Source organism: Vreelandella titanicae BH1, from assembly GCF_000336575.1.
Taxonomy (GTDB): domain Bacteria; phylum Pseudomonadota; class Gammaproteobacteria; order Pseudomonadales; family Halomonadaceae; genus Vreelandella; species Vreelandella titanicae.
Window position 1 is genome coordinate 17,633 of the sequence record NZ_AOPO01000026.1, and the last position, 14,316, is coordinate 31,948.

The window sequence follows — 14,316 nt, forward strand, 5'->3', positions numbered from 1 at the left end:
ATGAGTATGATAATTGCTATCGTTTATAGCTAGCCTACTCCCTTGAATGTTCCCGCGCTAGTCGGGGAGCCAGAAACAGCGCTAAGGGGGTGGGCGATGCAGAGCAAGGGGTTGAAAAGAAAGGCAGTGGTGGTGCTTCTGCTGGGGGGATGCGGCGTGGGCAGCATCGCTCAAGGGGAAGCACTACCCGTGGTGAAGGTAACGGCTAACAAGGTCGCGCAGACTGAGCAAGAGGTACCGGCGAGCTTAGCGGTAATATCCGGCGAGACGCTGGTGAATGCCGGTGCTTCCAATATTGGCGACTTGGCGCGCTATGCGCCTGGGTTGAGTTTTCAGCCTTTTGGCCAGTCGGGTACCGCGCTGCCGGTAATGCGGGGGCTAACCTCAGGTGCTACCGCTTTCTCCTCATCAGTACTCATGCTGGTGGATGGGGTGCCAGTCGTGGCCGGCCAGGGGTTCGATCACAACCTGCAGGGTGTGGAACGGGTTGAGGTGCTGCGCGGGCCCCAGTCGACGCTCTATGGCCGCAACGCCGAGGCAGGCGTGGTCAGCCTGCATACTCGTCAGCCGGATGCAGGCCCTTATGCCGAACTGGCGACGACGTTGGGCAGCCGCGACCTGAACGCGCTACGCCTTGATGCCGCTCAGGCACTCGTGCCCGAGCAGCTCTATTTGGGGGGCAGTGGGGAGTGGCGCCAGCAGGATGGTTTCGTGGATAACCTGGCGCGCGCGGGTGAGGCAGATGACCGCGAGCGCAAGAACGGTCGGCTACGTCTGCTCTGGATGCCGACAGCGGAGACGAACGTTACCCTGCGCTATGGGCAGTTACACTACCGCGACGGTGCGGCTCCCTGGGGGCCTGTCGGGTCAAACGGTCACGATACGCGTCGCATTGACTCCCCCAGTCCCGGCAGTAACCGTTCCAGCGGGCGGGATATTTCCCTGGATGTGCGTCATGCCTTAGCGCCTGATTTGACCCTGCGATCCATCACGGCGCGGCGGGAGATCCGTGATCGCGTCACCCAGGATACCGATTTAACGCCAGCTCAGCGCTTTGCCGTCGGGCGCGACCAGCGTCTGACCACCTTATCCCAGGAACTGCGTCTGGAGCGCCAGGGCGATGAAGGGCGGAGCAGTTGGGTGCTGGGCCTGTACGGCGACCGTGATGATCATCAACTGCAGTTCGAGCAACGTAACCCGATGGGCACCCAGCGCAATGAGGCGACGCTGGAGGCTGAGAACCTCGCGCTGTTCGGGCAGTGGACGTTGCCGCTGGGCGAGCGTTGGCGCCTAACACCAGGCCTGCGCATAGAGCAGAGCCGGGTGGCGTTGACGCCCCGGGGAGCCGGGCAGCGCAGCGAGCGTTGGGATGATGTTACCTCGCAGTTGGCCCTGCAGTACCGCTTGGGTGACGACGACTGGTTGTATGCCCGCTATGCCGAAGGGTTTCGCGCCGGTGGCTTCAACGCCTTCTCTGCTCAGAGTGACTATCCCGGCTACGAACCTGAACAGGTGGCTTCCTACGAGCTGGGTATCAAGGGGACAGCGCTTTCGCAACGGTTGCGCTATGGACTAGCCAGCTACTGGATGACCATTGACGACATGCAAGTCCAGCAAGTTATTCAGCCCGGTAGTGTGCAGATCACCAATGCTGCCGCGGCGCGCTCCCAGGGCATAGAACTGGATATTGATTACCTGCTGGGCGGACATTGGACGCTCCAGGCGGGCCTGGCCCTCAACCGTACCCGATTTCGCGAGTTCAACGATCTTAGCGGTGACCACGCCGGTAACCACAACCCCTTTGCGCCCGATATCAGCGGTCGGTTGGGGCTGCGCTACGACTCACCCCAGGGCTGGTATGCCCAGGCCAACCTGAGTGGCATGAGTAAGACCTACCTGGATGCGGCCAACCGCTTCAGTCGTCCCGGTCATGCCCTGCTCGATCTGGCTGGCGGCTATCAACAGGGGCCATGGCAACTAGGGGTCTATGTGAACAACGCCGCTGACCGACAGTACGATGCGGTGGGCCTGCTCAACGGCACGATACGGGAGTACAGCCCGCCCCGTGAGATTGGCTTGCGTGTGGGGGTGTCGTTATGAGTCGGCCCGCGGATGCGCTTCCCCATGCACTGCAGCCCTATTGGGATCTACCGCTGGCCGCTGTACAGGCCGAGGCCCTACAGCTTGCCTTAGCAGAGGATCTATTTGAGACGCTGGCGTCGCCCTGCACCCCCGAGGCCCTGGCACAAATGCATGCATGGCAGCCTGAAGCCACGCGTCACTGGTTGACGCTGTTATGGAGCATGCAACTGCTCGACCGAAGCTGCGATGCGGAGGGTGAGTGGCACTACACCAGCAGCGAGGTGGCGCGGCGCTATCTGGCGTCTTCCTTAGCGTTAGACTGTGGTGATGCTTGGCGTTTTCGGCTTGCTTCACTGCGTGATTTCGGTGCCGGGCTAGCCGATGGCCTGCGCGGACAAAGCCGGCCAGCACCGCTGGCTAACGGTGAGCGCTGGGCCGTGGCAGCGCGCGGCCATCTGGCACGCGAGCAGGCGGCGGTAACGGCGCCTGCTGCCTGTGAATTGGTGGCACAACGGAGGGCGACTGAATCAGCCTGGCGGCTGCTGGATCTAGGCGGTGGCCCGGGGCTGGTCGCCGTCGCCCTGGCGAAGGCGTTTCCACATATGCACGGCGTGGTCTTTGAACTGCCCGAAGCCGCCGATGTCGCCGCGCAACACATCGCCGAGGCTGGTTTGGCATCGCGTCTCGAAGCGCGGGGCGGCGATCTGGCGAGGGATGATATCGGCACCGGGTACGACCTGATCTGGTGCTCCTCGGTACTGCATTTCGTGCCCGAGCTTTCGGCCTGCCTGGCCAAACTGCATGCCGCACTAAAGCCCGGCGGCGAGTTGATCTGCGTGCACGCTGAAATTCCCGAAGAACCCGAGGCGGTCCGCCGCATGCTGTCCTATTACCTGCCGCTGCTGTGGCAGGGTCGTCGGGTGACCCAGGCCGGTGAGCTGCGTCAGGCACTGCTGGCGCAGGGTTTCGAGGTGTGTGAGGCGCAGCCGATTGCGCTTCCCATGGCGCCTGCCACGGCTCTGGTGGCGCGTAGGAGGGCGAAATGATGCGCGGCCTGACCGCCCGGCAACTGGCATTTGGCTGGCTCCACTTTGCTCTGGCGCTGCCCAGCATCTATCTGCTGTTGGGAATGCCACTGGTACTGCGCGAGCAGGGCTGGAGCGGTACCCAGATTGGCCTACTGCAACTGGCGGGCCTGCCAGCGGTGCTCAAACTGGTGATGGCGGTTCCCGTTGAGCGCTGCCGCCTGGGTGGCGGAGGCTATCGCGCCTGGGCTGGTCTGCTCGGATTGCTGTTGGGCTTGGCGTTGCTAGGGTTAGCGTACGACTTCCCACTAGCGCAGCCGCCGCGTTTCTATGCCTGGGTGCTGCTGATCAGTTGGTTGGCGACTTGGGCTGATGTGCCCGTGAACGCGCTGGCGATTCGCTGCCTGCCCGCCGAAGAGCGACTACGCGCCGGAGGAATTCGTTCGGCGGCGCTGTTTCTGGCCGCGGTGGTGGGCGGCGGCCTATTACTGGTCGTGCACGAGCGTGCAGGGGGAGCCGTGCCCTTCGTACTGATGGCGTTGCTATTGGCCGTGGGAGGACTCCTATTACGCTGGATATCGGTACCGCCAGAGGCTGGCAGGCAACGGTATGTCTCGGCAGCGGAGGCGGTTCAACCTGTGAGCCATAAGGGGGCAATGGGCTTTGTCCGTCAGCCAGCCGCAGGCCTTTGGATAGCCCTGCTGATGTTACTCTTTCCCTTCGTTGGCGCTGGCTGGGTCTATCTAAAACCGCTATTGCTCGACCTGGGGATGCCGATGGAACAAGTCGCCTGGTGGGTGGGGGTTGGTGGTGGCATAGCGGGCGCCCTGGCGAGTCTAGCGGGACAGCGCCTGGCACGGAGTGTTGGGCTTGGCCGAGCCTTACCGCTGTTAGCCGCTTTGGCAACGCTGGCCCTGGCGACTCTGGGGGGAGTGGGCTATATGGCTGCGGGGCATAGCCTTTGGCTGGTGGGCGCAGGACTGTTGGCCTGTGCCATGGGAGCGCTTTCGGGCGTCATGTTCGGCCTGATGATGCACTTTGCCCGGTCAGGGTATCAGGCGTTAGATTACGGCCTACAGGCCAGTCTGTTCACCCTGTCGCGTTTGGCTGTGCCTGTGCTCGCTGGTATTTTGCTAGACCGGCTGGGCTACCCGGCTATGTTTACGGCGCTGGCGCTAGGCATGGCGGCGGTGACGGTGATGGCGCTGCTGAGGGGTAGTATTTTGCAGGGTGCCATATCAAAAAGTGGAGAGGTTCGTTGAGCACTGTGCATTGACACTGTCTGTGAATTGAAAAAGAATAAGAATCATTTTCGTAGAAGTGAGGCACTTTTTATATGGCGGCGGCACCCCGATCAGCCGAGCCTGCGGCTTACCATACCGGCTGTCGAGACTCCCTCGGTGAGCTGTATCACCACCACCAGCCCTGGCTGCAGCAGTTGCTCAGCCATCGGTTGGGGTGCAGTGAATCGGCGGCTGACCTGGCGCAGGATGCGTTTGTGCGATTGATGAAAACGCCCCGCCACCTGGATAGTTTCGAAGGTGCCCGAGCCTATCTCAGCCGTATGGCCAAAGGGTTGTGCGTGGATCATTGGCGCCGCCAGGATATCGAGCGCGCCTGGCAGCAAGCCCTGGCGGCCAGCGCCGAGGTGCATTTGCCCTCTGCCGAACACCAGCAGATCGTTATCGAGACGCTGTGCGAGATCGACCGCATGCTGGCGCGGCTGCCCGAGAAAGTCGCTAGCGCCTTTTTGGCCTCCCAACTGCACGGCAAACCCTATCGGCAGATTGCTGAGGAGCTGGGTGTTTCCGAACGCATGGTCAAAAAATATATGGCCCAGGCCATGCTGCAGTGCGCGTTGATCGAAGCGGGCTTCGAGGCGAGCCTCTAAATGGTTTCTGCGGCTAACGCCGATGAAGCCGCCAAGCGTCGTGCGTTGGCGGAGGCCGCCGAGTGGTTTGCCGAGTGGCAAGCGGGAGAGATGTCGGCAACAGAGCGTCAACGCTGGCAGGCATGGCGGGATGCCAACGACACCCATCGCTGGGCTTGGCATCAAGTGGAAGGCGTCAGCCGCCGCTTCACTGACAATCTAGGCAAGGATGAGCGGCAAACCGCTGACAGCGTGATTAGCCTGGCGCGCCAGCAGCGGCGGGGGCGGCGTCACCTGTTGGGTGGGCTGGCAAGCCTCGCGCTGGTCTCTCTACTCACCGCAGCGCTCTGGCAAAGCACACCACTGCCACGACTAGTACAGCAGTGGGGCGCTGATTATCATACCGCCACCGGCGAAATCACTCACATCGTGTTGGAGGATGGTACCCAGGTCTGGCTGAGCAGCGCCTCGGCGCTGAACGTCGATTACGACCAAGAGCAGCGCCGTTTGGCGCTGGTGACCGGCGAGATACTGATAGAGACCGGCAAAGACACCGAAAGACCGTTTTACCTGGATACCCGCAGTGCGCGACTAACGCCCTTGGGCACGCGTTTTAGCGTGGGTGAGCAGCCATCAGGCGAACTGCTAGCGGTGTTTGACGGCGCCGTGTCTATCCAGACCCTGGGCGATGCTCAGCATGCGAGCCAACGGCAGGTGGTCACTGCCGGGCAGCAGGCCCACTACGCCGCTGACCGCATTGGGGAACTCACCCCCGCCGAAGGCCGTCGGGAAGCCTGGGCCAACGGGATTCTACTGGCCGAGAGCATGTCGCTTAAAACCTTCGCCGCGGCGCTTAGCCGTCATCATCGTGGCCGCCTTGAGGTCGACCCGGCGGTGGCGGATCTCACCCTGCTCGGCGCTTTCCCGCTCAATGACCTAGAGCGCACCCTGAACATGGTCGAGACCACGCTGCCGGTAAAGGTGCGCCGGGTAATGCCCTGGTGGATCAAAATCGAGGCAGGCGAAGCAAGCTCCAGCGAGGAATAAAAAGAGCAAAAATTGGTTTTTCTGGTTCCCCTTTTTCGCGCTGGTTCGATTCCCCTTTATAAGCACTTAAAACGTATCTGCAAGGGGAACCGTTATGCTCCAACAGTGCACTGCACTTCAACCGCTTACTGCCAAGCACCAACCGACGCTTAACCGCCGCGCCTTGGCGCTGGCGGTTCATTTTGCCTCCGCCGGGCTATTGACCGTGCCGCTGCTATCGCAGCCCGCCATAGCTCAAGTCACCCAGCAGCAAGCGCGCCACTATGACATTGCCAGCGGCCCGGTAAGCAGCGTCATCAACCGCTTCGCCGCCGAAGCGGAAGTTTTTATCAGCGGTGCTGGCGAGCTGGGGGAAGGGCGCCAAAGTCCTGGCCTACAAGGCCAGTACCGAGTCGATGAAGGGCTGGAGCGGCTATTGGATGGAACGGGTTTAACGGCAGCCCGGCAGGGTGATGGTAGTTATCGGTTGGAGGAGCGGGCGGCGGATGTGGCGTTGTCGACTATGCAAGTGGAGGCTGAGTGGCATAGCACTGCGACAACAGAGAGCAGCAATTCCTTTACCACTGGTCGCACCACCATTGGTTTGAGCGATCAGGCCATTAAGAATATCCCACAGTCTGTAAGTATATTGACCCGCGAAAGGCTCGACGATCAAAATCTGACCTCCCTCAAGGAAGCAATGGAGCAGACTACCGGTGTCAGCGTGATGACATACGGGCCAAATCAGTATCAACTTAGGGCTCGTGGCTACGATATTGATTCCCTAATGCTAGATGGAAGCCGAGTTACAGCACCCTACAGCGCCCTAGCTAATACTAAGCTCTATGACACGGCGCTCTACGACCGTATTGAGGTCATGCGAGGGCCTACGGGTATACTCATGGGTAGTGGCGAGCCCAGCGGCACTGTCAATTTGGTGCGCAAACGTGCCCGGCGAGATTTTGGCTTCGATATGTCGCTGTCTGCCGGCACTTGGGACGCCTATCGCAGTACGATTGATGTCACTGGCTCGCTAAACGAGAGTGGTAGCCTACGCGGCAGGATAGTGGGGGTCTACGATGAACAAGAGTCATTCGTCGATGAGGTTTATGCCCAAGACTCCGTTGGTTACGGTACGTTGGAATACGATATCACTCCGGACACTACTTTGTCGGTCGGCGTCGCTAGGCAAACGGGGGATTCTCGCCCTCATTCTGGTTTGCCCGTTGCTAGCAACGGCAACTTATTTGATCTTGACCGCTCGACTTATCTAGGTTCGTCATGGGATCGTTCTCATGCAAATGCGACACGCTACTTTGCTGATCTAGAACACTATCTTGACAATGGCGGTATCTTTAGTTTAAAAGCTAATCAGATCGAAACATATAGAATGAATGTCACAAGTAGCGAAGGTGCTTTAGTACTTGATGAATACTCTGGTGACATTTTGACTCGAAATATCTCTTGGCATAATCGAGACAAAAACGAGTCAATGGATATCAGTCTAACCACTCCTTTTCGTCTATTCGGTTCCGAGCATATTACTTCTTTAGGAGCCAGCTACAACGACAAAGACAAGCTTAGTCAATACTCTTATGGGGAGGGAGATTATTTCAACCAGCATTCACTCCAGAACCTCTATTCCCCACACGAATTGCCAGAGCCTGGCAGCTATCCTCTGTATGCTGGGCATGTCGGCGCTGATTTAAAGCAAAAGGGCATATATGGGCAAGCCAACTGGTCTATCACATCACGCCTAAGCCTAGTGACTGGCGGGCGTCTTGATTGGTACGACATCACATCAGACCTTGCTGAGGGAGATTGGGGGCGCCATAGAGCTGGCAGTGGTCGCGAATTCTCTCCTTATTACGGGATTATCTATGAAATAACCCCAAGGATTAATTTTTATACAAGCATGTCAAATATCTTTCAGCCGCAAACAGAAATCGAATCTAGCGGTGAAATTATCGAGCCACGCACAGGAGAACAAATTGAAGCGGGTATAAAGGGTGGGTCACCCGACGGCGAACTCAATTGGCATCTTGCCGTATTCAATATTGAGGATCAGAACCGAGCCTACACAGACCCCGATAACTCTGCCTTCTCTATCCCGCTTGGAGAGACGCGCAGCCGTGGCTTTGAAGCAGAGATCTCCGGCAGTCCATTACCACGTTTAGATGTAAGTGCCAGTTACGCATATACGGATACTGAGTATACACGGGATGCAAGTCTGGAGGGATTATCGCTATCACCTGATACACCACGGCATAACTTCAAACTTTGGACACGTTATCGCTTCTCTGACGATGCCAACCAAGGATGGCGTATTGGTGCTGGTGTTAACACTGTCAGCAGTATTTATGCCGAAGATGGCACTAATCGCTGGGAGCAAGGCGGCTACACCTTACTTTCAGCCCAGTTAGGTTATCGCTTCAATGAGAACTTTGATGTTAGCTTTAAGGGGAATAATCTTACTGATGAAAAATATTATTCGACGGTTCGAGTTAACACTAGGCACAATTACTATGGAGATCCTCGTAACTTCACACTTAATCTAAATTATAGTTACTGATTAAAAAGGGGAGGTTGTTAAATAGGCAACCTCCCAATCTTTTTTTTGTCAGAGTTGCACTCTGATGTAATGTATTTTACTTTTTAATCGAGAGATAAGGGATGTTGCATTATTAGTGGTTTGTAATCATCTGTTGCGATTGATGAAAGAGAGAGTCATGATTTTCGAGTTAATAACTATTTATCGAATATTATTTAAAACTATAATTGCTTTTTTTGTTTTTTCTGGCATCCACTCTACAGAAACCCAAGCAAGCACATCTTCAGCCGTCGCAGCTTTTGATTTTCCAATCGCAGAGACACTGATTGAGCTAGGAGTTTCCCCAGTTATGGTCAAGCAACGAAGCTCCTTCAATTTTTGGACAGGTAATACCTATGAATCCTCTTATGTGATTGAGACTGGGCTGCCAGGGCCGAATATGGAACTACTCCAAAAAGTTTCGCCTAGTAGGATTTTGCTTGCACCTTGGCAAACTAGCCAAAAAACACGGCTTTCTTCAGTGGCGCCAGTCAATATTGTTCATAGCTACCCCTATACTGGCGAAGATGATGTATGGGAGCACCTATTAATATTCACGTACGAACTTGGTGAACTGGTTGATCAGCAGCAACAAGCAAACCATCTTGTTCAAGCTGCTAAGAATCGATTGAACAGCCTAAGAGAGCGAGTTGAGAAAGACTGTACGCCTATGCTGTACGTACAGCTACTGGATGAAAGACATGTTCGTGTATTTGGTGAAAATAGTATGCTGAATGCTGTTTCTCAGCAATTGGGGCTGAGTAATGCCTGGCAAGGTGAAACTAATCAGTGGGGATACACCCAGGTAAGCGTCGAGAATTTATTCGACATTGAAGCTAGGTTGGTGATTATCAGATCCTATAATTCAGCGGGTATTGAGGAGCAAATAGCTCGTACCGCGTTATGGCATTACTTGCCAAGCGTACAGCGAGGCGACGTTGTTGTGCTGCCCAGTACTTTCTGGATTGCTGGTGGCCTCCCCTCAGCCCTCCGCTTCGCCGAATCCCTCATTGAGGCACTTGAGGAGCCCACCACTCCCTAGCTATCAAATTTGCTATTAGTAGACGTTTCGCATCGACACCAGTGGGGTCAATATCTGCGGTCTCTATCCCTTCAATAGCGAAAAGAGGATTGTCATCTTTGATGTGGCAGCTTTAGATGCAGGGCTCAGCGCTAAGCCGCAACAATGCGGAATTCGGTCGCTTTTGCGATAGGGCGGACATGGTTCTTCTCGCGCTTTAAATCAACAATGCCGTAATTGGACATGGTTTTCAAAGTACGGGAAAGATTGCCTGGTTTGCGCCCGGTAGCCTCAGCGAGCGCCGATATTGACTCCGGTTTCATCTTGGTCATGACATGCAATAGCGCACGATTTTCATCACTGAGCACCTCGGCGAGGGACTTCATGGACGTAAACCAAATTTTGGGTTCATTGGCCTTAGGCGTGTAGTCACCACGAGCGATAGCCAGCGCGCGAGCGCGGATTTCTTCTTGAGGCATAATGCCGATAGCGATAGCTTTCATTGTTTCTTTACCTCTGATAACACACGGTCAACATCTGCGAAAAAATCATTTAACAACTGTTGTGCATCCTTAAACTCATAAGGTACGCCTTTGTCAGAAGCGTGGCGATGCTTGTGGTCATAGGCCAATATTCTGCCTGCATATTTGAACTTCTTGGGCGGTTTGACAGCATGTGCATTGTCATAACCCAAGATACGCTTACCGTATGGCTCATGTAGCGTCAGCGAGTACCTTATTCCATGAGGAATCTCTTTGCTAACATCTACCTGCCACGCCTCTAACTTGATCCAATACCCTCCGCCTTGATCGAAAATAGATCCATTGAGCTCAAGTAGGGTCTCGATTACGGGGTCTCTTTCCATGCCTTATTATATCAGCAGCTGATAAACACTGCCAATTCACAGAAAGTAGGGATTGCTCAAGGTCGGCCCCAACCTCCTTATTGATCCATCGTCAAAGCCAGCAAGAATTCGATATTGCTAATTAGTTTGTAATGATAAGTATTATCACTTATTGTTTGCGTCTAGTTTTGCCCTTTTTTGGGGCAGTTGGCACAGGCAATCAATGGCAACGGGCGATGGTATCGATAAAGCAACAGGGCGGAAGCGAGGTTCCTTTCGACACCCTCTATCACAATCATCATAGCTGGCTGCGGCGCTGGTTGGGCGCCAAGCTGGGCTGTTCCCATACTGCTGCCGATCTCGCGCACGATACCTACCTACGCATACTGGCGCGGGGCACTACGCCAGTGCCGGAACAGTCACGCCGTTTCTTGACACAGATCGCCAAAGGGCTGGTCGTCGACCATTACCGCCGTCGTCGAATCGAAACTGCCTATTTGGAAACTCTTAGCCTGCTTCCAGAGACAATCGCGCTTTCTCCGGAGGAGCGAGCACTCACTATCGAAGCGCTGGTCGAGATCGATGCGCTGCTCCATGAGCTTCCCGACAAACCTCGCAGAGCTTTTCTTATGTGTCGCCTGGACGGCCAGAGTTATCAAGACATCGCCGAGACGCTGAGTGTCTCTGTCTCTTCGGTAGAGAAATATATCGCCCGGGCGCTGCTGGCCTGCCACCGCGCGATAAGCGAATCTCAACCTTAAGTGAATGCTATGAGCCGCACGTCAGCCGACGCTTCCCATGAGGCCATTGATCCTGCCGTGCTGGAGCAGGCCAGCCTGTGGATGGCACGACTATGGAGCGACGACATCAGCGAGGCTCAGCGCGAGGCTTGCCTGGCCTGGCGACAAGCATCGCCGGAACATGAGCGAGCCTGGCAGCAGTTGCAGGCGATTGATGGCCGGCTGGCTGCGTTGCCGCGTCACGCTGCCCGTAGCGAGCTGTTTTCGTCTTCCCAGGTCTCCCGGCGGGGCTTGCTGCAGTGGGGCGGCTTGGCCGTGCTGTTAGGCGGGCTGGGTTTTGGGCTACCGCGCACGCCCCAGTGGCAGCGCCAGTTCGCTGACTACGCCACCGGTATTGGCGAGAGCCGCGAAGTGACGCTGAGCGATGGCACTCATCTGGTGTTGGATACCGATACCGCCATCGACGTAAGGTTCGATGCCCACCAAAGGCGACTCCATCTACTGCGTGGCGGAGTGCTGATCACCACGGCAAAAACACCGGATGCCCGAGCATTCAGCGTTATGACGAAGGAAGGGCTTTCCTATCCGCTGGGAACCCGCTTCAGCGTGCAGCAGCATACTGACAGCACCCAAGTGGCCGTTTACGAAGGCCGGGTGGCTCTGGAGCTGCGTGGAAATACCGAACGGACGACACTGGATGCTGGCCATCAGGCTGCTATGAGCGCCGGTGGGGTAACTCCACCTCTGCCCTTAGGGCCCGCTGGATTAGCCCGCTTTCAGGGGCGGCTGGTGGCCGAAGGCATGCGGGTTAGTGAGGTGGTCGAGATATTGGCCCGCTATCGCCATGGTGTAGTGCGCTGCGCACCAGAGGTGGCCGACCGGCGAGTGAGCGGCGTGTTCTCGCTGCAAGATACCGACCGCGCCCTGGCCAGCCTGGCCGATGCGCTGTCGTTAAAGGTGGTCTACCTAACGCCATTATGGGTTACGGTCGCGTCGCGTAACACTAACGAAAGCTAGAAAGAAAAATTTCAGAAAACATTGAGGGATTCTCGTTCTCGTTCGGAATAGAAGATGTAGACATAAAAATCAACGGGGATCTTCATGACGACGCAGCAAGCGCACTCACGCTTTATTCGAACGCCTTTGGCCCGCGCCATTCAATACAGTCTACTCGCCAGCTGTTTGGTGGGCCTGCCCGCAACGGCGCTTGCCCAGCAAGCAGAAGGAGAAGGGCAGAGTGCCGCGACTCAGCAACGCTATTCCATTGAAGCAGGACAGCTCGATACGGCTTTAAACCGTTTCGCGGTCAGTGCAGGCATCGAGATTGCCTTCGATGCCACCTTGACCGCTGGCAAGCAAACCGCTGGGCTGCAGGGCAACTATGGAGTCAGCGAAGGTTTGGAGCGCTTGTTGTCAGGTACCGGCCTTGTACCAGTGCGCAGCGCTGAGGGTAGTTATCGGTTGGAAGAGCAGGCAACGGATGTGGAACTATCATTAATGGAAGTCACAGGCTCTCGATTTTCAAGCCAATCCTTACCCGTTACTTATTTTGGTGGGCAAGTGGCAACTGGCGGGCGCCTTGGTTTGCTGGGCAACATGGACATCATGGACGCACCCTTTAACATCACCAGTTACACCTCCGAGCTGATTGAAAGCCAGCAAGCCAGAAGCATAGCTGATCTTACTGATAATGATCCCTCAATCCAGATTAGCACGCGCGGAAGAGGCACCAACACGGGAGGTGATACCTTTCAAATTCGTGGCTTCACTCTCTTCAACAGTGATATTTCTCTTAATGGCCTCTATGGTGTGATGCCGCTAAATACAATATCCATGGAAACCGTAGAACGTGTGGAGATCATTAAAGGGCCCAACACCTTATTGGGCGGAGTCTCACCCGGTGGCAGAGTTGGTGGCGCAATCAATATTGTCCCTAAGCGAGCAAGCGATACTCCTCTGACAAAAATCTCAGCCGTTTATCAAAGCGACTCTCAGTTAGGCACTCACATAGACACTGGCCGCCGATTTGGAGAGTCCAATCAACTTGGCGTACGTTTTAATGGGGTCTTCAGAGAAGGGGATACGGAGGTCGATGGTCAATCCTCAACGTTAGGCGTTGCTAGTCTTGGCCTTGATTACCAAGAGGATAACTATCGTTTATCGGCTGACCTAGGCTATCAAAAAGATAGAACAGATGCTGGGAGCGGCTTTGGCTCAGGGCTTCAGCTTCGACAAGGAGTAGAAGTCCCTTCTGCACCCGATGCAAGCAAGCAAACAGCGCAGTCATGGGAAGAAATAGAGAATGAGGATACTTATGCTGCTATCCAAGGTGAATATGACCTATCTTCTAATTGGACTTTTTATGGTGGATTAGGGGGACGTAACAATACGCGCTATAATCTTAGAACCAACCATGCACTGATAGATGCGCCAAACCCTTTGGCCTCATTTCCCGTTTATTATCCGGATTATGTTGACACAAGAAGTGCCACATCAGGGATTCGTGGTCTTGTAACAACAGGTGATATTACCCATAACTTCAATATAAACGTCTCGAAGCTAAGGGAGGAAGGTGGGTATCTATACGAGAGCAGCGGTGTAAGCCTTTCCAGCCTTCACAGTGTAGGTGTGATTGCTCCTCCTGATCAATTCGAACTCTCCAGAGATATCCCAAAGTCATTTGAAAGAGAGTTAACGTCTATAGCAGCAGCAAATGTAGTGGGATTGTTTGATGAGCAGTTACTTATTACATTAGGTGCGCGTCATCAGAATGTAAAGATTGAGAATTTTGACACTGAAAGCGGAAGTAGAACTTCTCTTTATGATGAGAGTGCTATAGCACCCGCAGTAGGAATAACGGTAAAACCCACTGACAACATTTCCATCTATGGTAATTATATTGAAGGACTTGATCTCGGTTATACTGCCCCAGCGACAGCAGAAAATGTTGGCGAGACATTTCCTCCATCCAAAACTCAACAACTAGAAGCGGGTGTAAAACTAGATCTTGGCAATTTTGGGGGATCCGTGAGCGCCTTCGAGATTCGGCAGCCGAGTACAATCACTCTTCCAGGCTCTACTGATGGAGCATTTATATCGACTCAAGATGGTGAGCAGC

Annotated in this window: 12 protein-coding genes; 10 read left to right on the top strand and 2 right to left on the bottom strand. The window is 55.3% G+C overall.

Features of this window, described 5'->3' with window-relative positions; translation table 11 throughout:
• Positions 1 to 96: 96 nt before the first annotated feature.
• From HALTITAN_RS23640 to HALTITAN_RS23670, 7 genes are all read left to right on the top strand, one after another.
• A complete protein-coding gene (locus HALTITAN_RS23640; protein ID WP_083868896.1) occupies positions 97 to 2,100 on the top strand; it encodes a TonB-dependent receptor in 2,004 nt (667 codons plus the stop codon).
• On the top strand, positions 2,097 to 3,128 hold the full coding sequence (locus tag HALTITAN_RS23645) for a methyltransferase (protein ID WP_039860847.1): 1,032 nt from the start codon (positions 2,097 to 2,099) through the stop codon (positions 3,126 to 3,128). The genes HALTITAN_RS23640 and HALTITAN_RS23645 overlap by 4 nt, the downstream gene beginning before the upstream one ends.
• On the top strand, positions 3,125 to 4,369 hold the full coding sequence (locus HALTITAN_RS23650; RefSeq protein ID WP_039860848.1) for an MFS transporter: 1,245 nt from the start codon (positions 3,125 to 3,127) through the stop codon (positions 4,367 to 4,369). Before HALTITAN_RS23645 ends, HALTITAN_RS23650 begins: the two co-directional genes overlap by 4 nt.
• A 74-nt stretch (positions 4,370 to 4,443) precedes the next feature.
• Entirely contained in the window at positions 4,444 to 4,998 is a 555-nt protein-coding gene (locus HALTITAN_RS23655) for a sigma-70 family RNA polymerase sigma factor (protein WP_009288609.1), read from the top strand.
• On the top strand, positions 4,999 to 6,024 hold the full coding sequence (locus HALTITAN_RS23660; RefSeq protein ID WP_009288610.1) for a FecR domain-containing protein: 1,026 nt from the start codon (positions 4,999 to 5,001) through the stop codon (positions 6,022 to 6,024).
• A gap of 94 nt (positions 6,025 to 6,118) precedes the next feature.
• Positions 6,119 to 8,575, top strand: a complete 2,457-nt coding sequence (locus HALTITAN_RS23665) for a TonB-dependent siderophore receptor (RefSeq protein ID WP_009288611.1) — start codon at positions 6,119 to 6,121, stop codon at positions 8,573 to 8,575.
• A gap of 157 nt (positions 8,576 to 8,732) precedes the next feature.
• Positions 8,733 to 9,635 carry an ABC transporter substrate-binding protein gene (locus HALTITAN_RS23670; RefSeq protein ID WP_051052221.1) on the top strand — a complete coding sequence of 301 codons (903 nt, stop codon included), beginning with the start codon at positions 8,733 to 8,735 and terminating at the stop codon, positions 9,633 to 9,635.
• Between the two features lie 131 nt (positions 9,636 to 9,766).
• On the opposite strand, the gene HALTITAN_RS23675 is transcribed toward HALTITAN_RS23670, so the two are convergent.
• Positions 9,767 to 10,117, bottom strand: coding sequence for an HVO_A0114 family putative DNA-binding protein (locus HALTITAN_RS23675; protein ID WP_039860849.1), 351 nt, complete (start codon positions 10,115 to 10,117; stop codon positions 9,767 to 9,769).
• Positions 10,114 to 10,479 (bottom strand): toxin-antitoxin system TumE family protein, encoded by a 366-nt coding sequence (locus HALTITAN_RS23680; RefSeq protein WP_039860850.1) that lies wholly within the window; start codon positions 10,477 to 10,479, stop codon positions 10,114 to 10,116. The genes HALTITAN_RS23675 and HALTITAN_RS23680 overlap by 4 nt, the downstream gene beginning before the upstream one ends.
• A gap of 215 nt (positions 10,480 to 10,694) precedes the next feature.
• Between HALTITAN_RS23680 and HALTITAN_RS23685 the strand changes: the two genes are divergently transcribed.
• The 3 genes from HALTITAN_RS23685 to HALTITAN_RS23695 form a co-directional block, all read left to right on the top strand.
• Complete coding sequence (locus tag HALTITAN_RS23685) at positions 10,695 to 11,219, top strand: sigma-70 family RNA polymerase sigma factor (protein WP_039860852.1); 525 nt, start codon at positions 10,695 to 10,697, stop codon at positions 11,217 to 11,219.
• 9 nt (positions 11,220 to 11,228) lie between these two features.
• On the top strand, positions 11,229 to 12,215 hold the full coding sequence (locus HALTITAN_RS23690; RefSeq protein WP_039860854.1) for a FecR domain-containing protein: 987 nt from the start codon (positions 11,229 to 11,231) through the stop codon (positions 12,213 to 12,215).
• 84 nt (positions 12,216 to 12,299) lie between these two features.
• On the top strand, positions 12,300 to 14,316 hold a 2,017-nt coding region (locus tag HALTITAN_RS23695; RefSeq protein ID WP_039860856.1), incomplete at its 3' end, for a TonB-dependent receptor.

What these genes read in the sequence shown, in the direction of transcription:
- HALTITAN_RS23660 (WP_009288610.1), top strand. Translation starts at nt 4,999, where the DNA reads ATGGTTTCTGCGGCTAACGCCGATGAAGCCGCCAAGCGTCGTGCGTTG.
- HALTITAN_RS23640 (WP_083868896.1), top strand. Translation starts at nt 97, where the DNA reads ATGCAGAGCAAGGGGTTGAAAAGAAAGGCAGTGGTGGTGCTTCTGCTG.
- HALTITAN_RS23680 (WP_039860850.1), bottom strand. Translation starts at nt 10,479, where the DNA reads ATGGAAAGAGACCCCGTAATCGAGACCCTACTTGAGCTCAATGGATCT.
- HALTITAN_RS23655 (WP_009288609.1), top strand. Translation starts at nt 4,444, where the DNA reads ATGGCGGCGGCACCCCGATCAGCCGAGCCTGCGGCTTACCATACCGGC.
- HALTITAN_RS23665 (WP_009288611.1), top strand. Translation starts at nt 6,119, where the DNA reads ATGCTCCAACAGTGCACTGCACTTCAACCGCTTACTGCCAAGCACCAA.
- HALTITAN_RS23675 (WP_039860849.1), bottom strand. Translation starts at nt 10,117, where the DNA reads ATGAAAGCTATCGCTATCGGCATTATGCCTCAAGAAGAAATCCGCGCT.
- HALTITAN_RS23650 (WP_039860848.1), top strand. Translation starts at nt 3,125, where the DNA reads ATGATGCGCGGCCTGACCGCCCGGCAACTGGCATTTGGCTGGCTCCAC.
- HALTITAN_RS23685 (WP_039860852.1), top strand. Translation starts at nt 10,695, where the DNA reads ATGGTATCGATAAAGCAACAGGGCGGAAGCGAGGTTCCTTTCGACACC.
- HALTITAN_RS23690 (WP_039860854.1), top strand. Translation starts at nt 11,229, where the DNA reads ATGAGCCGCACGTCAGCCGACGCTTCCCATGAGGCCATTGATCCTGCC.
- HALTITAN_RS23670 (WP_051052221.1), top strand. Translation starts at nt 8,733, where the DNA reads ATGATTTTCGAGTTAATAACTATTTATCGAATATTATTTAAAACTATA.
- HALTITAN_RS23645 (WP_039860847.1), top strand. Translation starts at nt 2,097, where the DNA reads ATGAGTCGGCCCGCGGATGCGCTTCCCCATGCACTGCAGCCCTATTGG.